The sequence below is a fragment of the Rhizobium sp. WYCCWR 11128 genome, assembly GCF_013416305.1.
GTDB classification, from domain to species: domain Bacteria; phylum Pseudomonadota; class Alphaproteobacteria; order Rhizobiales; family Rhizobiaceae; genus Rhizobium; species Rhizobium indicum.
The window spans coordinates 223473-246199 of sequence record NZ_JACCEZ010000002.1 but is presented as its reverse complement, the minus strand read 5'-3'; the positions used below and the strand labels follow the sequence as shown (position 1 = coordinate 246199).

The 22727-nt window shown below is 62.0% G+C and carries 27 protein-coding genes; 16 read left to right on the top strand and 11 right to left on the bottom strand.

The annotated features are described in order from the left end of the window. Positions 1-239 precede the first annotated feature (239 nt). The 3 genes from HX898_RS08840 to HX898_RS08830 all read right to left on the bottom strand — a co-directional run bounded on the left by HX898_RS08840 (position 240) and on the right by HX898_RS08830 (position 2789). The gene (locus tag HX898_RS08840; protein ID WP_180194463.1) at positions 240-785 is read right to left on the bottom strand and encodes a YbhB/YbcL family Raf kinase inhibitor-like protein; all 546 of its coding nucleotides are present in this window, start codon (positions 783-785) and stop codon (positions 240-242) included. A gap of 38 nt (positions 786-823) precedes the next feature. Beyond that, positions 824-1678 carry a helix-turn-helix domain-containing protein gene (locus tag HX898_RS08835; protein ID WP_180194462.1) on the bottom strand — a complete coding sequence of 285 codons (855 nt, stop codon included), beginning with the start codon at positions 1676-1678 and terminating at the stop codon, positions 824-826. Positions 1679-1862: 184 nt separating this feature from the next. Further along, positions 1863-2789, bottom strand: a complete 927-nt coding sequence (locus tag HX898_RS08830; protein ID WP_180194461.1) for a LysR family transcriptional regulator — start codon at positions 2787-2789, stop codon at positions 1863-1865. 78 nt (positions 2790-2867) lie between these two features. Between HX898_RS08830 and HX898_RS08825 the strand changes: the two genes are divergently transcribed. Continuing rightward, a complete protein-coding gene (locus tag HX898_RS08825) occupies positions 2868-3392 on the top strand; it encodes a hypothetical protein (protein ID WP_180194460.1) in 525 nt (174 codons plus the stop codon). A gap of 97 nt (positions 3393-3489) precedes the next feature. Then, a complete protein-coding gene (locus HX898_RS08820) occupies positions 3490-3780 on the top strand; it encodes an AbrB/MazE/SpoVT family DNA-binding domain-containing protein (protein ID WP_168291189.1) in 291 nt (96 codons plus the stop codon). On the opposite strand, the gene HX898_RS08815 is transcribed toward HX898_RS08820, so the two are convergent. Continuing rightward, positions 3777-4670 carry a LysR family transcriptional regulator gene (locus HX898_RS08815; RefSeq protein WP_180194459.1) on the bottom strand — a complete coding sequence of 298 codons (894 nt, stop codon included), beginning with the start codon at positions 4668-4670 and terminating at the stop codon, positions 3777-3779. The genes HX898_RS08820 and HX898_RS08815 overlap by 4 nt on opposite strands. Positions 4671-4775: 105 nt before the next feature. Here HX898_RS08815 and HX898_RS08810 point away from each other — a divergent pair, with 105 nt between their 5' ends. Together HX898_RS08810 and HX898_RS08805 are read left to right on the top strand one after the other, a co-directional pair. After that, the gene (locus tag HX898_RS08810; protein ID WP_180194458.1) at positions 4776-5150 is read left to right on the top strand and encodes an Atu4866 domain-containing protein; all 375 of its coding nucleotides are present in this window, start codon (positions 4776-4778) and stop codon (positions 5148-5150) included. A 142-nt stretch (positions 5151-5292) separates the two neighbouring features. Then, a complete protein-coding gene (locus HX898_RS08805) occupies positions 5293-6027 on the top strand; it encodes an SDR family oxidoreductase (protein WP_180194457.1) in 735 nt (244 codons plus the stop codon). Between the two features lie 31 nt (positions 6028-6058). Here the strand turns inward: HX898_RS08805 and HX898_RS08800 are convergent, their stop codons facing one another. Next, positions 6059-6622: a methylated-DNA--[protein]-cysteine S-methyltransferase gene (locus HX898_RS08800; protein ID WP_138388407.1), complete on the bottom strand. Its 564-nt coding sequence runs from the start codon at positions 6620-6622 to the stop codon at positions 6059-6061. Between the two features lie 272 nt (positions 6623-6894). Here HX898_RS08800 and HX898_RS08795 point away from each other — a divergent pair, with 272 nt between their 5' ends. The 4 genes from HX898_RS08795 to ybaK all read left to right on the top strand — a co-directional run bounded on the left by HX898_RS08795 (position 6895) and on the right by ybaK (position 9673). After that, positions 6895-7494 carry a 2'-5' RNA ligase family protein gene (locus HX898_RS08795; RefSeq protein WP_180194456.1) on the top strand — a complete coding sequence of 200 codons (600 nt, stop codon included), beginning with the start codon at positions 6895-6897 and terminating at the stop codon, positions 7492-7494. A 103-nt stretch (positions 7495-7597) separates the two neighbouring features. Continuing rightward, entirely contained in the window at positions 7598-8659 is a 1062-nt protein-coding gene (locus HX898_RS08790) for a succinylglutamate desuccinylase/aspartoacylase family protein (RefSeq protein ID WP_138332216.1), read from the top strand. A 160-nt stretch (positions 8660-8819) separates the two neighbouring features. After that, a complete protein-coding gene (locus tag HX898_RS08785) occupies positions 8820-9170 on the top strand; it encodes an ArsC family reductase (RefSeq protein WP_138388409.1) in 351 nt (116 codons plus the stop codon). Between the two features lie 29 nt (positions 9171-9199). After that, on the top strand, positions 9200-9673 hold the full coding sequence (ybaK, locus tag HX898_RS08780) for a Cys-tRNA(Pro) deacylase (RefSeq protein ID WP_130703749.1): 474 nt from the start codon (positions 9200-9202) through the stop codon (positions 9671-9673). 50 nt (positions 9674-9723) lie between these two features. On the opposite strand, the gene HX898_RS08775 is transcribed toward ybaK, so the two are convergent. Beyond that, complete coding sequence (locus HX898_RS08775; protein WP_180194455.1) at positions 9724-10167, bottom strand: helix-turn-helix domain-containing protein; 444 nt, start codon at positions 10165-10167, stop codon at positions 9724-9726. An 83-nt stretch (positions 10168-10250) separates the two neighbouring features. Here HX898_RS08775 and HX898_RS08770 point away from each other — a divergent pair, with 83 nt between their 5' ends. Both HX898_RS08770 and HX898_RS08765 read left to right on the top strand, forming a co-directional pair. Next, positions 10251-10934 (top strand): glutathione S-transferase family protein, encoded by a 684-nt coding sequence (locus HX898_RS08770; RefSeq protein ID WP_180194454.1) that lies wholly within the window; start codon positions 10251-10253, stop codon positions 10932-10934. A 124-nt stretch (positions 10935-11058) separates the two neighbouring features. Beyond that, the gene (locus HX898_RS08765) at positions 11059-12312 is read left to right on the top strand and encodes an aminopeptidase (protein ID WP_138332211.1); all 1254 of its coding nucleotides are present in this window, start codon (positions 11059-11061) and stop codon (positions 12310-12312) included. On the opposite strand, the gene HX898_RS08760 is transcribed toward HX898_RS08765, so the two are convergent. Beyond that, complete coding sequence (locus HX898_RS08760; protein ID WP_138332210.1) at positions 12260-13171, bottom strand: EamA family transporter; 912 nt, start codon at positions 13169-13171, stop codon at positions 12260-12262. The two genes, HX898_RS08765 and HX898_RS08760, sit on opposite strands and share 53 nt — an antisense overlap. A gap of 80 nt (positions 13172-13251) precedes the next feature. Here HX898_RS08760 and HX898_RS08755 point away from each other — a divergent pair, with 80 nt between their 5' ends. Continuing rightward, positions 13252-13752, top strand: coding sequence for a MarR family transcriptional regulator (locus HX898_RS08755; protein WP_011650088.1), 501 nt, complete (start codon positions 13252-13254; stop codon positions 13750-13752). A gap of 3 nt (positions 13753-13755) precedes the next feature. On the opposite strand, the gene HX898_RS08750 is transcribed toward HX898_RS08755, so the two are convergent. Next, the gene (locus HX898_RS08750) at positions 13756-14349 is read right to left on the bottom strand and encodes an NAD(P)H-dependent oxidoreductase (protein WP_138332209.1); all 594 of its coding nucleotides are present in this window, start codon (positions 14347-14349) and stop codon (positions 13756-13758) included. 1 nt (position 14350) lies between these two features. After that, positions 14351-15931 (bottom strand): exodeoxyribonuclease VII large subunit, encoded by a 1581-nt coding sequence (gene xseA, locus HX898_RS08745; protein ID WP_138332208.1) that lies wholly within the window; start codon positions 15929-15931, stop codon positions 14351-14353. 340 nt (positions 15932-16271) lie between these two features. Here xseA and HX898_RS08740 point away from each other — a divergent pair, with 340 nt between their 5' ends. Continuing rightward, positions 16272-16517 carry a hypothetical protein gene (locus tag HX898_RS08740; protein ID WP_138332207.1) on the top strand — a complete coding sequence of 82 codons (246 nt, stop codon included), beginning with the start codon at positions 16272-16274 and terminating at the stop codon, positions 16515-16517. A gap of 119 nt (positions 16518-16636) precedes the next feature. On the opposite strand, the gene HX898_RS08735 is transcribed toward HX898_RS08740, so the two are convergent. Next, entirely contained in the window at positions 16637-18505 is a 1869-nt protein-coding gene (locus tag HX898_RS08735) for a hypothetical protein (protein WP_138332206.1), read from the bottom strand. A gap of 160 nt (positions 18506-18665) precedes the next feature. On the opposite strand from HX898_RS08735, the gene HX898_RS08730 reads away from it, so the two are divergent. Further along, positions 18666-19676 carry a glycosyltransferase gene (locus HX898_RS08730; RefSeq protein ID WP_138332205.1) on the top strand — a complete coding sequence of 337 codons (1011 nt, stop codon included), beginning with the start codon at positions 18666-18668 and terminating at the stop codon, positions 19674-19676. Beyond that, positions 19673-20050 carry a GtrA family protein gene (locus tag HX898_RS08725; RefSeq protein ID WP_138332204.1) on the top strand — a complete coding sequence of 126 codons (378 nt, stop codon included), beginning with the start codon at positions 19673-19675 and terminating at the stop codon, positions 20048-20050. The genes HX898_RS08730 and HX898_RS08725 overlap by 4 nt, the downstream gene beginning before the upstream one ends. 103 nt (positions 20051-20153) lie before the next feature. Here the strand turns inward: HX898_RS08725 and HX898_RS08720 are convergent, their stop codons facing one another. Beyond that, a complete protein-coding gene (locus tag HX898_RS08720; protein WP_138332203.1) occupies positions 20154-21140 on the bottom strand; it encodes a Gfo/Idh/MocA family oxidoreductase in 987 nt (328 codons plus the stop codon). Between the two features lie 178 nt (positions 21141-21318). Between HX898_RS08720 and HX898_RS08715 the strand changes: the two genes are divergently transcribed. Together HX898_RS08715 and HX898_RS08710 are read left to right on the top strand one after the other, a co-directional pair. Continuing rightward, positions 21319-22266: an aldo/keto reductase gene (locus tag HX898_RS08715; RefSeq protein WP_138332202.1), complete on the top strand. Its 948-nt coding sequence runs from the start codon at positions 21319-21321 to the stop codon at positions 22264-22266. Between the two features lie 14 nt (positions 22267-22280). Continuing rightward, entirely contained in the window at positions 22281-22724 is a 444-nt protein-coding gene (locus tag HX898_RS08710; RefSeq protein WP_138332201.1) for a GNAT family N-acetyltransferase, read from the top strand. Positions 22725-22727: the final 3 nt, after the last annotated feature.

The window sequence follows — 22727 nt, the reverse complement described above, 5'->3', positions numbered from 1 at the left end:
CGCCTGGAGCGGACAACGGCCTGTCCGCTTCCGGCGATCCGAATGGACAAGCCGCCGTCACAGGGCGCTATTTCAGCGGCAAAAACGATGCCGAAGACGGTCCGTTGATCTGCTGGGAAGCAATGACCGTTTAGGTTTGCAGGCCAGGGAGCCCCAAACAGGAAACGGCCGGCCGAGGTTCAATCACCTTGGCCGGCCGTTGTCATGGAGGGTTGACGCCTGCGGATACGAAGCCGGCTTCAGCGGCCGTAAGTGACCTCGACGGAGGCCTTGTCGAGCGTATTTGCCCTGACATAGAAGCCAACCATGGCGCCCGGCGCAGTATCGGGAAGCGGAAGCTTGTCGACCGAGAGCGCATAGACGGTGAACTGGTAGTGGTGCGGCGCATCGCCGGCCGGCGGGCATGCGCCGCCATATCCGGACATGCCAAAATCCGTGTGACCTTCGACAGCGCCTGCGGGAAGCTTTTTGTCACCGCTTGCGCCAGTGACAATCTCCGAGGCATTTGCGGGAATGTTGAAGACCGACCAATGCCACCAGCCCGAGCCTGTGGGAGCATCCGGATCGTAAGCCATGATGGCGAAGCTCTTGGTCGCCTCAGGCGCACCCGACCAGGTCAGTTCCGGCGAGATGTTCTTGCCGGCGCAGCCGAAGCTGCTGAAGACCTGCGCGTCGGCCATGGACTTGCCGGCGGCCAGATCCTTCGAGGTGAGCTTCATTTCGGCCTGTGCGGCCGTCGCGCCGAAGACGGACGTAGCGAGAAGTACTGCTGTGATGAAACGCATGCTGTTTTCCTGCGGTTGATAATGCCGGAAAACTATCGTCACCGCGCAAGCGCATCTGCCCCGCTACGCTCAACTTCTGCCCCGATCCGCTCAAAACGCTCAGAGCCACCCCGCACATGGCGCGGATTGACGCCAAACCGCTCTTTGAACCGCGCCGCGAATTGAGAAGGAGAGTCGTAACCGACCTCAAGCGCAATCTGCGCCATCGGCAGGGTTGTGGTTTGAATGAGGCCCAAGGCGCGATTCATTCTTGTATCGCTCAGGATCTCACTGAAGCCGGTATTCTCGGCGGCGAGCTTGCGCCTGAGTGTCGCTTCACTCATGTTGAACGAGCGCGCCGCATGGCCCAGCGTCCAATCAAAGGCCGGATCGCTTTCGATCATCTGCCGCAGCCGGTCCTCGAGCCGAGGACTTTGGCATTGGCCCAGCACCGCTCCACCGAGTGCAAACCAGGTGATGAGTTCGATCAAACGCGCCTTGGCAATGGCGCCGGGAAGCCTCGTCAGATTGCCGGGCTGACAGCAATAGTCGAACAATGCCGCTGCTTCCTCCGGCAGGTCCGACGTGCCCGCCGGGACAGGCCTTGATGGAACGGCGATCGATCCCATCCTGATATAGGCTTCCTCGAACAGCTGTCGCGGAACGGGAAGCGCCAGGGTCTGATACTTCTGCGGCGCCTTGGGAATGTTCTCCATCGTCAACGGTCGATAGTCTGGCAGCAAGCCATAGGCGCCGGCTTCGAGGCGCAAAGCCTTGTCATCTGCCATGACAATCTTCGTTCCCGATTGCACCTGTATCAACAAGGGGCTCGTATTGACGAGACGATAAAAACAGGCCCGCCCGCCCTGGCGGATCAAGGCCCTGGTCGGAATGGGAAAGACCTCGTCCAGCATATGTTCTCCGACAACAGGATGGATGATCGTGGGGCTCCGGCTGCCCGGTCGTGAGACTGAAGCCATGATCGGTAGAACCGGCATGAAGACGCCCGCCTCGCCCCACCGATCCCTTGAGGATCGGGAATATCAAAAACCGCGGGTGATGGGCAATCTTGAGCGTCATTTAGTCGTCGATGTGAATTCAGGTTTTGCCGGCAGCGTCCGCCCGGCTTTTCACGTGATCGATGAAGGCCCGCAGCTTCGGCATCACCTGATGACGGCTGGGATAGTAGAGGAACACACCCGGCGCCATCGGCGCGAACGCCTCCAGGACGCGGACGAGTTTTCCTGCCTTCACGGGTCCGGCGGCGATTGGCTCCGGCACTTGCGCAAGCCCCATATCTTCGACGGCGGCTCCCAGCATGGTGGGGAAATCATGGGCGATCAGCGGCCCGGAGACGACAGCCTCGATCGGCTTTTTGCCGCTGACAAACGACCAGGGCGCGATTGAGCCGTTCGAGCGGCGCATGCGGATGCAGGCATGCTGACGCAGATCGTCGATACGGTCGGGCCGCCCTCTCCGGCGCAGATATTCGGGACTGCCGACGACCGCCAGCGGGAACGGCGGCGTCAGCCGGACCGCGACCATATCGGCTGCGATGAACTGGCCGAGCCGGATGCCGGCGTCAAATCCTTCCGCGGCGATGTCGACCAGTCCCTCATTCGCGGCGACCTCTACCTCGATCTCGGGAAAGGCCTGGCAGAAGGATGCGATCAGTGGCTCCAGCAGGATCGGCACCACTGCCGGCGGCACTGTGAGACGCAACAGTCCAGCCGGTCTCTGCCCGAGCTCACGCGCAACCGCGCTTGCGGCAACCAGTTCCTCGAAAGCGGGCTTTGCGCGCGTCAGGAACCGCTCGCCGGCTTCAGTCAGACCGACACTGCGCGTCGTGCGGATGAACAGAACTGCGCCGACACGCTCCTCGAGCGCACGTACGGCCTGGCTGATTGCCGATGGGGTTACCCCGAGTTCGCCAGCTGCCCTGCGAAAACTGCGGTGCCGGGCAACGCTCAGAAACGCCTCAACGCCATCGAGCGCGCCTTGCCTGACTGTGAAGTTCTGCTTCATACCGCATCGATATTATCGCGAATAGTCGATCGCGGGAAGCGGCCGTACATCTGGATCCCACAAATCAGGAGTGCCCCGATGTCGACGGAATCCATCTTCCGAACCCATCTCATCCTAGGCTATGTCGCGTGGCTGCTTTGCTTCGGCGCCTATATTCTGCCCTGGGTCAAATCGATGGACAGGGTCAAGGCGCACCGCGCCATCGCCACTCTGCACAGCTTCCGCTTCTTCGGGCTCGTCTTCATTCTGCCTGGCGTCGTCGGCCCCAACCTGCTCGCCAGCTTCGCCACCTTCGCTGCCTTTGGCGACCTTGCGGCCGGGCTGCTTGCCATGCTGGCGCTCATCACGATCAGGATACGCCCAGTCTTCTGGCAATTCGTCGTCGCCTTCAATCTCGTGGGAATGGGCGATCTCGTCCTTGACTACTATCACGCGATCCGGGCCGGCCTTCCCGCACAGGCGGGGGAATTGGGCGCCGCATACGCGATCCCAATCATTTACGTGCCCCTGCTGATGATCACCCACGTCTTCGCATTCTATTTGCTGCTGGGTCCTCAGCCGAAGGCAACCCGGGCCCTCGCTGGCGAGGCTGCGGTATCTTAGGACTCCGCCGTCTCAAGCCATGGATCCGCGATAGTGTGGTGACGGAACCATCTGCCTCGCATATCTTGTCTTTGTGTTACCTGCGGGACTCAAGCTGATGGCTCACTCCGAAAACCTCATTGCAACGGTCTCGACCAAAGGGCAGATCATTCTCCCAAAAACGATCCGGCAGCGGCGGAAATGGGAGGCTGGTACTCGGCTGATCGTTGAGGAAACTGCGGAAGGCGTACTTCTAAGGCAGGCTCCTGCCTTTTCTCAAACCAAGCCGGACGATGTGTTCGGCATGCTTCCTTTCAGCGGTGAACCGAAAACTCTGGAAGACATGGAAGCCGGCGTATTGGCCGAAGCCCGCCGCCGTGACGGCCTCGAATTCGCAGATGGCATCTAACCCTTAGACTTGCGGACATAATCGACCAATGCGCGCAGCTTCAGCGGCTGCCTCTGGCGCCTGGGATAGTAGAGATAGAAGCCCGGGAAGGGCGGACAGAAATCCTCCAGCAGCGGCACGAGTTCACCGCGGTCGATATAGGGCTGGAAGGTTTCCACCATGCCGAAGGTGACGCCTGCCCCCGCGCAGGCCATGCGGATCATCATTCCCATATCGTTGGTCGTGACTGTGGGATCGACGGCGACGTCGAAGTCGCGATCATTCTCGGTGAACTCCCAGCGATAAGGCGCCGTATCCGGGCGCGGCCGCCATCCAATGCAGGCATGGTTCTGCAGGTCGCGGGGGTGGCGGGGGTGGCCGCGGCGCTCGAGATAGCCGCGGGATGCGGCGGCGCATTGTCGCTGCTCTTCGGAGACTGATATGGCGATCATGTCCTGTTCGATCACTTCGCCCAGCCGGACGCCCGCGTCGAAGCCGGCCTCGACGATATCGAATTCGTCATCGGTGATGGTGATATCGAGCTTGATGTCAGGGCAGGCTTCCATGAAGCCGGCCAGCAAGGTGCCGGAGAGGAAGTTCTCGGCGATCGAGGAAACGGTGATCCGCAGCAGGCCGCTCGGGCGCGCCTGCATTTCCCGCACCGTCTGCATCGCACCCTTGACCTGTCGGACCGATGGACGAACTGCGTCGAAGAACACTTCGCCGGCTTCGGTCAGGCTGACGCTGCGCGTCGTGCGCTGGACCAGGGCGACGCCGACCCGATCCTCCAGGCGCTGCAGGGCCTGGCTGACGGCGGAGCGGGTGACGCCAAGCCGCTCGCCGGCGAGCCGGAAGTTCCGCGCCTCCGCCACCGCAAGAAAAACCGAAATGCCTTCGAGATCGTCGACCATTGGTTAGCATTTCTAACCAAGGCATCCTGGATTGGCAACTTAATCACTCGGGCTCTCCGTATTATCTTTCAGTCGAGGTCAACGAAGGCTTCGAAAGGCAAGGCAATGCGAAGGATTTTCAAAAGCCCCGTCCTGCAGTTTTTCACGGCGGTCACCCTGGCTGGGGCGGCGTCCAGTTCGTCCACCGCCGACACCGTGAACGACCGAGAAACTCAGCAGCAACAAACAAGCGAGAACACAATGCAGCAACATCCCTATATCGGCATGTGGGTGACGGATGACGGCCGCGTCCGCCACGAACTTCTGCCTAATGGCCGCTACGACGAGGCCCGCGGCAGCCGGGAAAGCGCCTATCGAGGACGCTACGAAGTCACAGGAAGCCACATCGAATATTGGGATGACACGGGCTTCACGGCCGACGGCGATTTCGTCGACGGCAACACCCTCCATCATGGCGGCATGGTGCTTCGGCGCAAATGATGTGCCGCCTGAAAGGCAACGATGCGCTGCGCGCAAACTTCGACGCCTGGGCGGAAACAACGCTCAGCGCCGATTTTCCCACCTGACCACCAAAAAACCTCAGCCGCATCGCCAGGCGAGCGGCGTACACATGGAGCTTGAAATGTCTGATATCAAAGGAAAAGTCATTGCCATCACCGGCGCCAGCAGCGGCATCGGAGAGGCGGCGGCAAAGGTGCTGGCTGCCGCAGGCGCCCATATCGTGATCGGCGCCCGCCGCACCGAGCGCCTTGAGGAACTCGCCGGCGAAATCGCCGCAACGGGCGGGACGGTGCGCCTGCGACAGCTTGATGTCACCGACCGTTCCCAGGTGGAAGCCTTTGCAGGCTTTGCCCGCGCCGAATTCGGCCGGCTGGATGTCATCGTCAACAATGCCGGCGTCATGCCGCTGTCGCCGCTCGACGCCCTCAAGGTCGACGAGTGGGACCGGATGGTCGACGTCAACATCAAGGGCGTTCTCTACGGCATCGCGGCAGCGCTTCCGATCATGAAGGCGCAGGGATCAGGGCAGATCATCAACCTGTCTTCGATCGGCGGCCACAGCGTCTCGCCGACGGCGGCCGTCTATTGCGCGACGAAATTCGCGGTGCGGGCGATCTCGGACGGATTGCGGCAGGAGACCGATCGTATCCGCGTGACTGTCATCTCTCCCGGCACGACGACATCGGAACTGGCCGACACCATCACCGATCCCACGGCGCGGGACGCCATGAAGGCTTTCAGGGCGATCACGATCAGCCCCGAGGCGATCGCCAATTCGATCCTCTACGCCGTCAGCCAGCCTGATGATGTCGATGTCAGCGAGATCATCATCCGGCCGACAGCCAGCCCCTATTGATCGGCTTGCGGAAAAACGAAAAAGCCGCCGCCTAAAAACCCAGCGACTGCTGGGCGGGCGGCGGCGGTGCAAGGTTGACGCCTTCGAGCTCCAGCATGCGGGCCTTCGATGACGACCCGCCGGGCGCCGAGAAGCCGCCGATCTTGCCGCCGGCCGCGAGTACGCGGTGGCAGGGGATGATCAGAGCGACAGGGTTCTTCGCCATTGCCTGGCCGACGTCGCGGGCGGCTTCCGGCCCGACGCCGAGCTCCTTCGCCAGCGCGCCGTAAGTGGTGGTGCGGCCCCAGCCGACGCGCCTTGCCGCCGCATAAATATCCCGGAAGAAGGCATCCTGGCCGGCAAGATCGAGTTCGACGCCGGAAAAATCCGTCTCCTCACCCTGGAAATAGCGTTTCACCGCCGCGACCGTCTCCAGCACAGCAGGCGTCGGCGTGCCGGCTTCGGCATCCGGCAGGCGGCGCAGCAAGAGCCGTTCGGTCGCTTCTGCTGCTTTGGTCGGCAGTTGGAAGCGGGTGATGCCGGCATCGCTCCAGGCAATGCCGCAGAAACCGCCCGCGGTTTCGAAGATGAGATAGTGGTGCGTTGTCTCAGCCATGACACAGCCTCCGCGTTTTCGATGACCCTCAAAATCGTATGGGACGGCCGCTGTTTCAACCCGTTTCTTGCGCGCGCCGGGCTTTCGGGAAAGATCGCGATCCCCCCAGGAAACGTACATTCCATCCGGCCCCGGGGGTGATGATCTGATTAGTTCGACGGCCAGCATATTGGGAGATTATGTTCTCTTTCTGTTCTTGCTTTTCTTTCTTTCGGGAATATCCTGCTTGCTTTTTGGAGACGACGAGGAGGGTCATGACGACCTGAAATTCTATGAATCAGATGCTCCTCGAGTTCGGAGACGACAAAAAAAGGCGCAGACGGCCGGGCAAGACTCACGATGCTAAACACCGACTTTTCTTCGCCCTCTATCCTCCTGACGCCATCGAGCAGCAGGCGGCGTCGATCGCCCGTGACTATTGTCGAGCCTTCTCCCTTTCCGGCAAGCCGCGGCTGACGACATTGCATGTAACGATCATCTGGGTCGGCGACTATGCGAGGCTGCCGGAGGATGTGGTCTTCGCAGCGCTACAGGCCGGCGCCGCAGTCGAGAGTGCCCCGATCGCAATGAGCTTCGATCGGATCATGCGATTCCCGCAGGCCCGAGCGCTTGTGCTTTGCGGCGAAGGCGGTCGGAAACCGCTCACCCGACTGCGTGTTCAACTTGGCGTCAGCATGCACAATGCCGGATTTCCCCACAATATTGGCGGCAATTTCAAGCCGCACATGACACTGCTCTACGACCGCAAAGCCGTGCCACCGGCGACCCTCGACACACTCGTTTCATGGACGGCGTCCGAATTCCTGCTCATCCACAGTGTTCTCGGAAAAACCGAACATCGGATCATCGATCGCTGGCCGTTGCTCGGCTGAGGAAAGCGAGATCCGCGGATCTCGGCTTGCGCTTGCCTGATTTCCGCGCATAAAGCTCCGAAAGCCTGTTCCGGCATTGGTGCAAACGGGGAGCGAAATCAGCATGGACGTTTCAGAGATCATCATCCCTGGAGATACGCCGGGAACGGAGTGGCGGTTGCCGGTGCTGCGCTTTAAGGGCCGCGATCCGAAGGCGCCGAAGACCTATATCCAGGCGGCTCTGCATGCCGGCGAGCTGCCTGGAACGGTGCTGCTGCATTTCCTCTGCGAGCGGCTGCGGCAGGCGGAAAGCCAAGGCGGGATCGCCGGCGACATCACCATCGTGCCGCAGGCCAATCCGATCGGTGCGGCGCAATCGCATTTTGGCGAGCTGCAGGGTCGTTTCGATTTGGGCTCACGCACCAATTTCAACCGGGATTTTCCGCTGATCTCCATTGTCGATCGCGCGACGCTGATCGAGGATCTTGATGATTACCCGGCTACCGATAGATTGAAGCGGCAGCTGCTGCATATGGCGCTTGGGGCTGATCTCGTGCTCGACCTTCATTGCGACGACGAATCCCTGCAATATGCCTATATCGACGAGGCCTTTTGGCCGGAGGCGGCCGATCTCGCCGCCGCGCTAGACATGGAGGCCGTGCTGCTTTCGGATGGCGAAAGCTCGGCCTTCGAGGAGGCCGTCGGCTTTGCGTGGAAATATGAAGTTCCAGGCGAACGCCGGCCCCGGCTGCCCGGCAAACTCTCCGTCACCGTCGAGCTGCGCGGCAAGCGCGATGTCGATCCGATGCTGGCGAAAAAGGATGCGGACGGGCTCTGGCACTTCCTCGCAACACGGGGGATCGTTGGCGACGAAAAGCCGGCGGCAACGGCATTTTCCGGTCCGGCCGTGCCGCTCGACAATGTCGAGATCATCCGCACACCAGAAGGCGGCGCCGTGCTCTTCCACCGCGATATCGGCGAGAGGATTGCGGAAGGTGACCGCCTAGTGACGATCGTCACCCGGCCGGGGCAGCCGGGCGGCAGCATCGAGCTCACCGCGCCGCAGGACGGGCTGATCCTGACCCGGACCTCCGACCGGCTGGTGCGGCGGCGCGGCGACCTGATGAAGATCGCCTGCGACGAACCCAGCAAGGCTTCCCGCAAGGCCGGCACGCTGGAGAATTGAGCCGCGACGGCTCTGCCGGCGTTGATCGCTGCCTGAGATGCCAATCAATCCGGAGCTGTTACCATGCTCGCCAACGCGCTCGGGGATAAAACGTCGCACGGCGTTTGCGCCGGCCTTCGTGCATGTTATCTCGCTGCTATCACAGGGAGATCGATCGGGTATGGCTGTCACCATCTATGGCATCAAGAATTGCGACACGATGAAGAAGGCCCGCAGCTGGCTGGAAGAACATAGCGTCGCCTATGAGTTTCACGACTACAAGGCGCTCGGTATCGACCGCGCCCATCTCGAAGCCTGGATCGACCAGGCCGGCCTCGATACCGTGCTCAACCGCGCCGGCACCACCTTCCGCAAATTGCCCGATGCGGAGCGCGAGAAGCTCACCCGGGAGAAGGCGATCGCCCTGATGCTCGACCAGCCGTCGATGATCAAGCGGCCGGTGCTGGAGGCGAAGGGGAAATTGCTGGTCGGCTTCAAGCCGGAGATTTACGCCGGTGCATTCGGTGACTGACAGGCGCCGCTGAACTCACGAGGGAAGAGATGTCCAAGACCACGCGCGCGACACAGCTTCTTTCGCAGGCAGGCGTCGCCTTCACCGTTCATGCCTATGACTACGACCCCAATGCCGAGCGCGTCGGGCTGCAGGCGGCCGAAGCGCTCGGCGAGGCGCCGCACCGGGTGCTGAAGACGCTGATGGCGGAGGTGGACGGCAAGCCGGTCTGCGTCGTCGTGCCGTCGGACCGCGAAGTCAGCATGAAGAAGCTTGCCAGCGCCTTTCACGGCAAATCGGCCAACATGATGAAGCCCGCCGATGCCGAGCGGCTGACGGGCTACCATGTCGGCGGCATTAGCCCGTTCGGCCAGAAGAAGACGGTGCCGACCGCGATCGAGGAAGCCGCGCTTGGCGAACCGCTGGTCTATATCAATGGCGGGCAGCGCGGGCTGCAGGTGCGGCTCGATCCGAAGGCTGCGTTGAAGGCGCTGAAGGCTGTCGCCGCGCCGCTGATTGCCTGATCGGAGCATGATGCCGAAAACTGCAAGCGGTTTTCGGCATCATGCTTCTGCTATAAGAAGCGGTCGAGCAGGCCGGCGATCGTCTTCGCCTCGCTTTCGGCAAGCTTGCAGCCGATATGGGTCTCGATCGATCTGGCATAGACAGTCCACATGCGCTCGCGAAGCTTTCGGCCGGCATCTGACATCACCACCCAGCGGCCGCGTCCATCCTCGGCGAAGGCCTCGCGCCGGACCAGGCCCTCTTTTTCCAACCGGTCGAGCAGCCGGGAAAGATTATACTGGGCCAGCAAGGTCCGCTCCTCAATCTCGTAGGGCCGCAGCCTGCCGTCTTGCGAGCGCGCCAATTCCCACAGCACATCGTACCAGGCAAGCGGCGGGAGGCCGGCCGCTTTCAGGTCGGCTTCGATGGCGCCGAGCAAGCTCTCGCGGGCGCGCATGATGCTCGTCCAGGCAGAGGTGACCGCTTCGCTCGGATTCGACGTTTTTTCGGACATAAATGCAATTACATCTATCTTGAATTCCGCTGCAAGCGATATTAGATGCATCTACATCTATCATCATTGCCAAGGAGACCCCCATGAGCAAGCTTACCCTCGTCAGCCATCATCTGTGCCCCTATGTGCAGCGCGCCGCGATCGCGCTGCTCGAAAAGGGTGTACCCTTCGAGCGCATCAACATCGATCTTGCCGACAAGCCGGACTGGTTCCTGAAGATCTCGCCGCTCGGCAAGGTGCCGCTGCTGCGGATCGAGGAGGAGGATGGCAGCCAGGCCGTGCTGTTTGAAAGCAGCGTCATTTGCGAATATCTGGAGGAAACGCAGCCAGGTGTGGCGCTGCATCCGAGAGATGCGCTGACGCGTGCCCGCCATCGCGGCTGGATGGAATTCGGTTCCTCCGTGCTTTCCGATCTCTGGGGTTACGAGACGGCTGAGGATGCCGCGCAGTTGGAGGCCAAGCGCAAGGCGCTCATCTCCAAATTCGCGACGCTCGAGAAGGTGTTGACGGACGGCCCCTATTTCGCCGGCAACGACTTCAGCCTCGTCGACGCCGTCTTCGCGCCGGTCTTTCGGTATTTCGATCTCTTCGACACGCTCGGCGACAGCGACATCTTCGAAGGGCTTGAACGGGTGAAGCGCTGGCGCAAGACGTTGTCCGAACGGTCAAGCGTCAAGGCCGCCGTTGGCGAAGACTACCCGCAGCGGCTGATGGAATTCCTCGAAAAACATAACTCGATCCTGCTCAGGTTACCTGCGGCCGCTTAAGTCTCCGCACTCAACCGGCCAGACATAATCCGGCCGCTGCAATTCGGCAGCGGCGCGCTTCATTTTCGCCGCAAACGGGTCTAAGTCTTCCAGCCTCCGTCGATGACAGAAGGCAGGTTGCACCATGACTTTCATGCCCCAGAGCCAGAACACCGTTGATCCCGTCAAGCTGGAAAAGCTTGCGGAAGTCGCCGTCAAGGTCGGGCTGCAGTTGCAAAAAGGTCAGGACCTGGTGATCACCGCGCCTGTCGTGGCGCTGCCGCTGGTTCGCCTGATCACCAAACACGCCTATCTGGCCGGCGCCGGACTGGTCTCCGCCTTCTATTCCGATGAGGAAACGACGCTGGCGCGCTATCAGTATGGCAGCGACGAGAGCTTCGACCGCGCCTCCGGCTGGCTCTACGAGGGCATGGCCAAGGCCTATGCCAACGGGGCGGCCCGTCTTGCGGTTGCCGGCGACAATCCGATGCTGTTGTCCGAGCAGGATGCCGGCAAGGTCGGCCGCGCCAACCGCGCCAACTCCACCGCCTACAAGCCGGCGCTGGAGAAAATCTCGAATTTCGACATCAACTGGAACATCGTCTCCTACCCGAACCCCTCCTGGGCCAAGGTGGTCTTCCCTGACGATCCGGAACCGATCGCGATCGCCAAGCTCGCCAAGGCGATCTTTGCCGCCTCGCGCGTCGATGTCAGCGATCCCGTCGCCGCCTGGGCCGAGCACAATGCCAATCTTGGCAAGCGCTCCGCCTGGCTGAACGGCGAGCGCTTCGCCTCCCTGCATTTCCGGGGACCCGGCACCGACCTGACGATCGGCCTTGCCGACGGGCATGAATGGCACGGCGGCGCTTCCACCGCCAAGAACGGCATTACCTGCAATCCGAACATCCCGACCGAGGAAGTCTTCACCACGCCGCATGCGCTGCGCGTCGAAGGCCATGTGTCGAGCACCAAGCCGCTTTCGCACCAGGGCACGCTGATCGACAATATCCAGGTGCGCTTCGAGGGCGGGCGGATCGTCGAGGCCAAGGCCTCGCGCGGCGAAGAGGTCTTGAACAAGGTGCTCGATACCGACGAGGGCGCGCGCCGGCTCGGCGAAGTGGCGCTCGTGCCGCATTCCTCACCGATCTCGGCCAGCGGCATCCTGTTCTACAACACGCTGTTCGACGAAAACGCCTCGTGCCACATCGCGCTCGGCCAGTGCTATTCCAAATGTTTCCTCGATGGCGCGACATTGAGCCAGGAGCAGATCAAGGCACAGGGCGGCAATTCCAGCCTGATCCATATCGACTGGATGATCGGCTCCGACAAGGTCGATATCGACGGCATCAAGCCGGATGGTTCACGGGTTCCGGTGATGCGGCAGGGCGAATGGGCCTGAGCGGCATCATCGTGCGCTGACTGAGCCACACGCTGGCAAGCACCATAGCCAAACCGCCGATCTGCACCGGCGTCAGGCTCTGGCCGAGCGCCAGCCAGCCGAGCAGGGTCGCGACCAGCGGACTAAGGAAGCCAAGCGAGGCAACCGCCGAGGGCTCGATGCGCGACAGGCCACGGAACCAGAGCAGATAGGTGAAGGCTGCGCCGATCAGCCCGAGATAGGCAATGCCGGCAATGTTTGCGGCGGTCGGCATCGGCAGCGCCGGTTCCAGGAAAAAGGCAAAAGGCACCAGCAGCATGCCGCCCGCCGTCAATTGCCAGGCGGTGAAGGTGAGGTTTGAGACCGGCGGCGTCCAGCGGCGCGTCAGCACCGTGCCGAAGGCCATCGAGATCGCGCCGGCCAGACCGGCAGCGACACCTATCGGATCGAGCCCTGCCTTCGGCGTCAGCACCAGCAGTCCGACGCCGGCCATGCCGGCGAGCCCGGCAAGTACGGCAAGCGGCCGGACCGGCTTGCCGAGAAAAAGCTGCGACAAAGCGATAACGATCAGCGGCTGCACGGCGCCGACCGTTGCGGCAACGCCGCCTGGCAGCCTGTAGGCCGAGACGAAGAGCATCGCCCAGAAGAACGAGAAGTTAAGCGCGCCGAGAACGAAAGCCCTTCCCCACCAGATGCCGAAAGGCAGCTTTCTGACCAGGAAGAGAAGCAGCAAACCGGCCGGCAAGGCGCGCAGCATCGCCACCGTCAGCGGATATCCGGCCGGCAGGAAAGTGGTGGTGACGATATAGGTGCTGCCCCAGATGGCGGGTGCGAGCGCGGTTGTCGCAAGATCGGCGACGTAACGTGAATTTGTCTTCATATCGAGAATCTCTATTTCAAGATAAATCATTCTACACCCTCTTATCTTGACGTCAAGATAATGAATGATATCGATGGAGCATGAGCGAAGACGGCAAGATGGACCATGTCGACAAGATCCTGGCGCAATGGCGACGGGAGCGGCCGGACCTCGACGTCGAACCGATGGGCATCCTCGGGCGTCTGAAACGCCTGAGTACCCATCTCGGCCGCGAAGTGGAGGCCGTGCTCATGAAGCAGGGGCTTTCGTCCTCCGCCTTCGACGTGTTGGCGACGCTGCGCCGCGCCGGCGCGCCCCACCGGCTTTCGCCGGGGGAGCTTCTGGAGATGACCATGGTCAGCTCCGGCACGATGACGAACCGTATCGACCAGCTGGAGAAGGCGGGCTACGTCGAACGTATCCTCAATCCGGAGGATCGCAGGAGCGTGCTCATCGCGCTGACGGAAAAAGGGCTTGCGACGGTGGAGACCGCCGTCGATGCGCATGTCGTCAATCAGCACCGGCTGTCGAAAAATCTGAGCGCGGCCGACAAGGCGGAACTCGACAGGCTGCTGCGCAAGTTTCTTGCGGACTTCGAATAGCGCCTAGCGGATTGCCGATAGCAGCTTGCGCATGCGATCGAGATGCGCCCTGCGCTTTGCATCGGTGGCGCGGTCCATGTCGTGCAGGCTGAGCATGCGGAAATTCAATCCCTTCGAGCAGAAGGCGGCGATCCCGCGTTTCAAGAGCCGGCGCACCGGATCGCCCATATAGAGACGTACCAGCCACCAGGGCGAGCCTGTCGTCGTCAGCGCATAGAGCAGCCTGATATGGGTCAGCTGCGGCACGATACGGCCGCCGGCAGCATCATGGCTGAAGGCGACGCCCGGGGCGAAGACGCGGTCAAAGAAACCCTTGAGGATTGCGGGGAAATTGAACCACCATTGCGGAAAGACGAAGATCAGGCCGTCGGCAGCCTTCAGGCGGGCAACGATATCGGCAACGGCTGAGGTGTCATAAGGCACGTCGAAATAACCGCCGCGCTCGGCCTTCGAAAGGCGTGGATCGAAATCTTCGCGGTAGAGATCAAGCAGGTCGACCACGTGGCCTGCCGCTTCCAGCGCCTCACGCGCCGTCCTTGCCACGGCAGCGGCGAAACTGTCCTCCAACGGATGGGCAAGCACCAGCAGGATCCGCATGTCAGAACAGGCTTCCCTGCTTCGGCGGATCTGCGGGTCTTGTGCTGCGCTTCTTGGCACTAGCCGGCGGTGTACCGCCTTCCGTGGTCATGGCGCCGACTCGGCCGTCGGCGAATTCGATGGCGATGCCCATGCCGGCGGAGAGGTGAGCAGCCTGCGAGACCGGCCTGTTATCCTCGTCGCGAATGACGGCGTAGCCGCGCTTCAGCACATTCTTATAGGAGAGCGACTGCAGCACGCGGTCCTGCGAAGAAAGCTCGGCGCGCGCACGGGTCAGCTGGTGGCGGATCGCCGTGTCGGCATGGCGCGAAAGATTGCCGAGGCGTTCGCGGCCGCGGTCGGTCTGGGTCTTCAGCCGGGCAGGCAGCGATGCGAGGATGGCTTCGGCGCGGTCGACGCGCGACTTCGAGCGGTCGATCAGCCGCTCGACCATGCGCTCGGCCCGGGTCATGCGCTCGTTCAGCGTCTGGCGGCGCTCGGCGATGCGGCCGGACAGCAGATCGGGGCGTAGATGCGCGCCGACGCGCTCGAAGCCGCGGCGCTTGTTGATGGTGTTGAGCTCCAGCCCGCGGCCGAGACCGGTCGCCGCCTCGTCGAAACGGCGGCGCGGCAAGGCGAGAAGCTGATCGAGCGACGGCAATGCCCGCATCAGCGCACGCACCGACTGGCGCCGCTGATCCATCTGCCGGTTCATGCAGCCCTGCAGGCGCGCGGCAAGAGCGGCGGCCTGCGCCTCAAGCTCCGCCTTGACCGGCACCGCCATTTCGGCAGCCCCCGTCGGCGTCGGAGCGCGGATATCGGCAGCATAGTCGATCAGCGTCCAGTCGGTCTCATGGCCGACGGCCGAGATCAGCGGTATCCGGCTTTCAGCCGCAGCACGCACGACGATTTCGTCGTTGAAGCTCCAGAGATCTTCCAGACTGCCGCCGCCGCGCGCGACGATCAGCACATCCGGGCGCGGGATGGCGCCTGAAGGTTCCAGCGCGTTGAAGCCGCGGATGGCGTTCGCCACCTCCTCACCGGATCCCTCGCCCTGGACCTTCACCGGCCAGACGAGGACGTGCACTGGAAAACGATCGGAGATGCGGTGAAGGATATCGCGGATCACGGCGCCCGTCGGCGAGGTGACGACGCCGATTACGCCGGGCATGAAGGGCAGCCGCTTCTTGCGGGCGGCATCGAACAGGCCCTCGGCGCCGAGCTTGCGCTTGCGCTCCTCGATCAGTGCCATCAGCGCGCCGGCGCCGGCCGGCTCCAGCGTCTCGATGACGATCTGATATTTCGAAGAGCCCGGAAAGGTGGTGACCTTGCCGGTGGCGATGACCTCCATGCCCTCTTCCGGGCGGAACTTCAGCCGTGAGAAGGTGCCCTTCCAGATGACGGCGTCGATGCGGGCGCGGTCGTCCTTCAGCGCGAAATAGGCATGGCCCGAGGAGTGTGGCCCACGATAGCCGGAAATCTCGCCACGCACGCGAACCTGGTCGAAGGCGGTTTCGACGGTGCGCTTGATCGAGCCGGAAAGCTCCGAAACCGAATATTCGGCAAGGTTGGTCGGCGAATCGCCGTCGAAGACGTTGCTCATCCCTCTTTGTATGTCGATCATCGATAAACAGGAAGGTCGGCATTGGTGCAGGAACCGGTTTTCCCCGCCGTCAAAATCGTTGGCGGGAGGGTTCATCACCGGTGCGTCGAGCGCACTCGTCTCAACGCAGCCTGCACATGCACTCGTTGCAGCCAGGTGGACAAACAACAAAATCGTGTAAATCTGTTTTGTTGCGGAACGGATAGTTAGAATATGCGTTTTAGCCGAAAGGGATTGCTAACCACCGCAATACAAAGGCTTTTCGGCGAAGATCGCCGGTAAATCTTTGTTAGTTGGCGCTTCCTATGCTTCCCCTCGTTATCTCTGGGAAGGTGCTGAAATGATTATTCTCACAGCAGCAGCATTGGGCGTCAGCGCCGGGCAGACGCGTTCGGCTGGCGTGATCGCGCTGGTCGCCGCGCTGATCGGAATCACATTCGCGTTGGCGGCGATAACCTCGCCCGGGCCGGTGTCTATTCTCGCATTCATCTATGCCGTGCTCGGCTATAATGGTGGCCTCATGCTCTTCGTGCTCGGGCTCTATGCCAATCAGCGCCTTCGCCGCGCCATGCGTGTTTCGCACTGACAGCGCGTTTTCACACTGATAAGCGCGTCGCGATCTTTTAGATCGGCTTCCCGTGCTTGCTTTGTTTTTACGCATGTCGTTATCGCTACATGCTTTATCCTATCCTGAAGATGCCGGCGTCAGTTCGTCGCCGGCCGATAGCGAAAGAACTGAACGCCCACGTCCGCCGTCTTCGGAAGCGGTTCCAGATAGGGCGGGATATTGCCCTTGCCGAGCTCAGCATAGAGCCCATCCGGCTTCAGTTTGGTGATCTCGCGGGTCTGCAGGTCGCCGGGGCAGAAGGCAAGCACCGTCACGCCGGTCCCCTTCAGGAAGGCTTCCGCCTCCTGCGGCTCGGCCATGCCGATATGCAGCTCCGTCAGCATGCCGCCCTGATTGCGATGATAAGGCGCGGAGAGAACCCGGTTCGCGGTGAAGCGGAGGATGGGAACGCCCATTTCCGACGGCGCCGAGACCAGTCCGACCGGTAGCCCGGCGAGCGGCGCCAGCGCCGCTCGCGATGCGCAGGAAATCTTCTTTGCCGGCTCTGCCGCTTTCTTCTGCGCAGCATTCTCCATCTGCAGCGAGACAAATCCGCCGCCGACCGCCCAGGCGGCCGGAGCACTGGCGAGCACGGTGACGATGTAGACGAAGGCTGCTGCGACATTCTCGCTGTCGCCGTTGGAGATGCGGCGGACATCGATAATCAACAGGGCAAGCGGCAGGATGGAGATCAGGTTCGAGAACGTTGAACCGCGCACCTGGACCAGCGCGATTGCCCAGCTCGTCATCAGCAGGAAGAGCAGGACCAAGTGGATTTGCATGCGGTCACGCTGAACGACGCGGAAGATGCAGACGGCGATGCCGAACAGGCCGGCCGCATAGAAGCCACCGATCGAGAAGAGATCGGTGCGTCCGAGAGCGAAAATCGACTGCGCTTCCGAAACATTTCTCAGCCAGAGTTCGACCAGCATCGGGTCGAGACCGGCCAGCGGATCGCTCAGGCATTGCGGTGCGATCACGATCGCCGAACCGAGAACGCCGGCGCCGACAACGGCGAGTGCGGCAAAGCGCAAGGGCCGGCGCAGGTGGCTGGCAAAAACCGCCGAAAACAACAGCAACCCGCCGCCGATCGCCGCCAGGCTGTAGTAGCCGAGCGAGAGATTGTCACAGGTGACCGTCGAATAAAGCCGGGGCGGCACCGTTGCAAAGAAGAGGATGCTGATCGCAATCGCCAGCGCCAGCCCGAAGGCCTTGGCGGCGGCGGCGAAATCTTCGCCTTCCCATGCCCAGAGCAGGGCAATGGTCAGACAGACGGCGGCGACGAAGGGGGTCGTCTCGGCGCCGATGGCGATAGCAACGGCTGCCGCGATGCCGGCAACCGCATAGCTCCAGGCGCGACGCTCTGGATCCAGCAGCATCGCGATCATCGTCGCAACCAGCGCCAGCTGCGCATTGTGATGATCGATGGCGCCCGGCGCGAAACGGTTTCCGGTGTAGATCGCAAGACCGGTCAAGCCGAGACTGATATGCATGGCGGCAACCCCGCCGATGCGCCGGCCGGCAACCGCCATGGCGAGCATGGCGGGCAGGATGAGCGATACCGGCCAAACGGCGAGCGCCAGCGCTTCGGCCGTCTCGCGGGGCGCAAACAGGCCGAAGAACCAGATCAGCGAGGCGATCGGCAGATCGATCAGCCGCGACCAATGCATCAGCGTACCGCCGTCGAGGCCAAGACGGTATTGCATCAGATCGAACCAGCCCTGCCCGGCCAGAAAATCGCGAACCTCGATGAGACGCATTCCGTCATCATTGTCGGGGCCGACGTAATCGGTGGCGCTGGAAAGCTTGGTGATGAGGATGGCGGCGTCAAGGATGACGCAATAGGCGATGACGGTTGGCCAGAGACGCGTCAGCAGGTCGCGCACCCCGCCCCTGGGAGCGGGCAGCCCGCCCCTGGGAGCGTCGATCGCGGAGGATGCATGGGGGATCGGCTGCACAGCGTTCATTGTGGTTAGCGCTTCGTTTCGATATCCGAACTTTAGCCGCCGCCGATCAAGAAAGTGTAAAGCCGTATGTGGCAGCCGCCGATTTTGCCTGCGTCATAGGGTCTTATTAACGGCGCATGATTTAGGCTGAGCGCGGCTTTCAAGTGTAACGAGTAGAGTCATGGCCCGATCGCGTACCGATAATCTGAATATTGCCGTCCTGCTCCCCTGCTACAATGAAGCGGCGACGATCGGCGCTGTCGTGCAGGGTTTCCGGGCGACGCTGCCCGATGCTGCGATCCACGTCTACGACAACAATTCCACCGACGGCACCGCGCTGCAGGCGATGCTTGCCGGCGCGCATGTCGTGCGCGAGCGGCGTCAGGGCAAGGGCCATGTCGTGCGCCGCATGTTTGCCGATATCGACGCCGACATCTACATCATCGCCGACGGCGACGGCACCTATGCGCCTGAGGATGCCGAGGAACTGGTGCGCACGCTGCTCACCGAGCGCGCCGACATGGTGGTCGGCACCAGGCGCGGTGTGCACGCCGATGCCGGCCGTCAGGGCCATGCGATCGGCAACCGGCTTTTCAACCTGCTCTACCGGATGATCTTCGGCCCCGACTTCACCGATATCTTTTCCGGCTACCGCGCGTTTTCGCGCCGCTTCGTCAAGAGCTTCCCGGCGGTATCAGGCGGCTTCGAGATCGAAACCGAGATGTCCGTGCATGCCTCGCGACTGAAGCTGCCGGTCAGCGAGCTGGAGCTCGACTATGGCCGCCGGCCGGAAGGCTCGCATTCCAAGCTTTCGACATTCCGCGACGGCGCCAAGATCCTCTGGATGTTTGCGATGCTGATGAAGGAAACCCGGCCCTTCGCCTTTTTCAGCGCGATCAGCGCCACCTTCATGCTGGCGAGCCTCGGCTTCATGGCGCCGGTGCTGGCGGAATATTTCGAGACGGGTCTCGTCAGCCGCATGCCGACCTGGGTGCTGTCGACGGCGCTGATGATGATTTCCTTCATGCTGTTTACCGCCGGGGTCATCCTGGATTCGGTTGCACGTGCCCGCGCCGAACAGCTTCGTATCCATTATATGGGCCTGGAAAGGCCGAGCGCGTTGAAGGCGCCGCTCGGCGACGCAGGGCCGGTCTCGTCGCGCGCGCGTCCCGGCAAGGCGGATGCGGCATGAGGAAGCTCGTCCGCTTCACCATCGCCGGCGGCATCGGCTTCCTCGTCGATGCCGGCATCCTGTCGGCGCTGCTCGATCTCACGCCGCTCGGGCCGTTTCTGGCGCGGCTCGTGGCGATCGCCTTCGCGATGGCGGCGACCTGGGCTTTCAACCGGCGCTTCACCTTCGATCGCTCCGGCCGTTCGCTTGCCGCCGAAGGCTTCCGCTACGGCTCGGTCGGTGTGACGGCGGCGCTCGTCAATTACGGGCTCTATTCCGCGCTTCTGCTGTCGCTGCCGGCACTTCAGCCGCTGGCGGCCATGGTGATCGCCAGCATCACCTCGATGATCTTCAGCTTCTTCGGCTATTCGCGCTTCGTCTTCCGCGCCGAGTGATTAGAGCGCCGCGCGTCCAAAAGGACGCGCCAAGGACGCTCTAACACTTTAAAGTGGCGCATAATCCTTTCCGAAAATCGATCCCGATTTTCGGGGTTATGCGCTAGACTGCTTCCCAGCCGTCCTTCTCGCTGGCCCGGTAGATCGCGTCGATCACCTTCTGGTTCAGCTTCGAATTTTCGAGCGTGACGATCTCTTCCTTGCCGTTCGTCACCGCCCGGGCGAAGGCCTCGACCTGCCGCCTGTACTGGCGGCTGTCCTGAAAGCGGAAAATGCGCGATTCACAGTGGCTGCGGTCGGCAAGCTCGATCTCTTCCGGCCCCCAGCGATTGGCGTTGAACGGCGACTTGACTTCGATGTAGCCTTCGGTGCCGTGGAAGACCATGACCTGGCGGTTGGCCATCTGCGTCGAGATATAGAAGCTCAGCTCGAAATCGCCGAAATCGGCCTTGACGCTCGAATAGATATCCGTGCCGAAATCCGCATCGCGCTCGGTGATCGCCTGGATCCAGAGCGGCTCCTTGCCGGTGGAAAAACGCGTGCCCATGACGGGATAGACGCCGATATCGGGAAGGCCGCCGCCGCCGAGCTCGGGAACGTTGCGCATGTTGGCGGGGTCGCGGTTGAAATAGGTGAAGGCGCCCTGCACATGCCGGAGCGAACCGATGGCGCCCTCGTCGATCAACGAGCGCACCTTCTGCCAGACCGGCGAATAGGTGATCATATAGGCTTCGCTGACCACCACCCGGTTGCGGTCGCGGGCGGCGATCACGTCGTCGATATCTTCTGCCTTCAGCGCCAACGGCTTTTCGCAGAGCACGTGTTTGCCGGCATCCGCCGCCTTGATCGACCATTCGATATGCTGCGAGGTCGGCAGCGGGATGTAGACGGCGTCGATGAGGTCGGAGGCCAGCATCTCCTCGTAGGAGCCGAAGGCATGCGGCACCGAGAAGCGGTCGGCCATCTCCCTTGCGCGCTTGAGATCACGGCTGGCAATCGCCGTGACGACGCAATTTTCCGCATCCTGGATCGCCGGAACGACATTGTCGCGGCCGATCTTCGCCGTTGAAATGATACCGAAACGCAGCATGATCCAAGTCTCCCGAACTGATTTCCGCGAACCATATTCAGGCCCCAGCTGCGGCGCAATGGTGCAATCTGAAATCACGGAAGTTTGCCTTCCCGGATGCGCGGATAGCACTAAGTTGGTCAGGGCGGCGTTCTGCCGTATCCGCGATTTCAATTCCTTCACACTTCTGGAGAGCGTCATGGAAATGCGCCGGCTTGGAAAAACAGGTCTATCGGTCGCGCCGATCGTCATCGGCGGCAATGTCTTCGGCTGGACGGCCGACGAAAAAACATCCTTCGCCATTCTCGACGCCTTCTTCGACGCGGGCCTGAACACGATCGATACGGCCGATGTCTATTCCTCGTGGGTTCCCGGCAACAAGGGCGGCGATTCCGAGGAGATCATCGGGCGCTGGCTAAGCCACGCCAAGGTTTCCCGCGACAAGGCGGTCATCGTCACCAAGGTCGGCTCCGACATGGGACAGGGAAAGACGCTGAAGGAGACCTATATCCTGAAGGCGGTCGAGGATTCGCTGCGCCGGCTACAGACCGACTATATCGACGTCTATCTCTCGCACTGGCCGGATGCCGATACGCCGCACGAGGAAACGCTCGGCGCCTTTGCCAAGCTGAAGCAGCAAGGCAAGATCCGCGCCATCGGCTGCTCGAACTATGATGCGAAACTGCTTCAGGCATCCTTCGACGCTGCCGAAAAGGCCGGCCTGCCGCGTTATGATGTGTTGCAGCCGGAATATAATCTCTATGAACGCTCGAGCTTCGAGGGGCCGCTTGCCGACCTCTGCGTCAAGGAAGACATCGGCGTCATCACCTATTTCAGCCTCGCCGCCGGCTTCCTCACCGGCAAATACCGCAGCAAATCCGATACGCAAGGCCGCGCACGCGAAGGCCGGGTTTCGAAATATCTTGACGACAAAGGCCTGCGCATCCTGGCCGCGCTCGACAGGGTTTCGGCCGAGACCGGTGCCAAGCCGGCGGAAATTTCGCTCGCCTGGCTGCTGCGCAAGAAGGGCGTGACGGCGCCGATCGCCAGCGCGACCAGCCTTTCGCAGCTTGAAAGCCTGGCGAAATCGGCGACACTTGTGCTTTCCGATGACGCGATGGCGCTGCTCGACGAAGCCGGTGCCTGAAAGAAGGATGCACCATGACCGTGACGATACGTGATGCCCGCCCCGAGGACGAAGCCCGCTGGCGCGAGCTCTGGGCGGCCTATCTCGTCTTTTACGACGTCACGGTCGATGCCGATATCACCGATCAGACATGGCGCCGGGTCTTCGATCCGGCGTCGGCAATCGCGATGCGTGTCGCCGAAATCGATGGCAGGGTGATGGGCTTTGCGCTCTATCTCACCCATGAGGGCACATGGATCCGCGGCAGGGACTGCTATCTCGAAGACCTGTTCGTCGATGCCGATGCGCGCGGCAAAGGCCTCGGGCGGGCGCTGATCGACGATCTCATCGCAACCTGCAGAGCCAAGGGCTGGTCGCGGCTCTACTGGCATACGAGCGAGCAGAACAGAACCGCGCGAGCACTCTACGACAGCTATGTCGAAAGCGACGGCCATATCCGCTATCGCATCACCTTCTGAGCA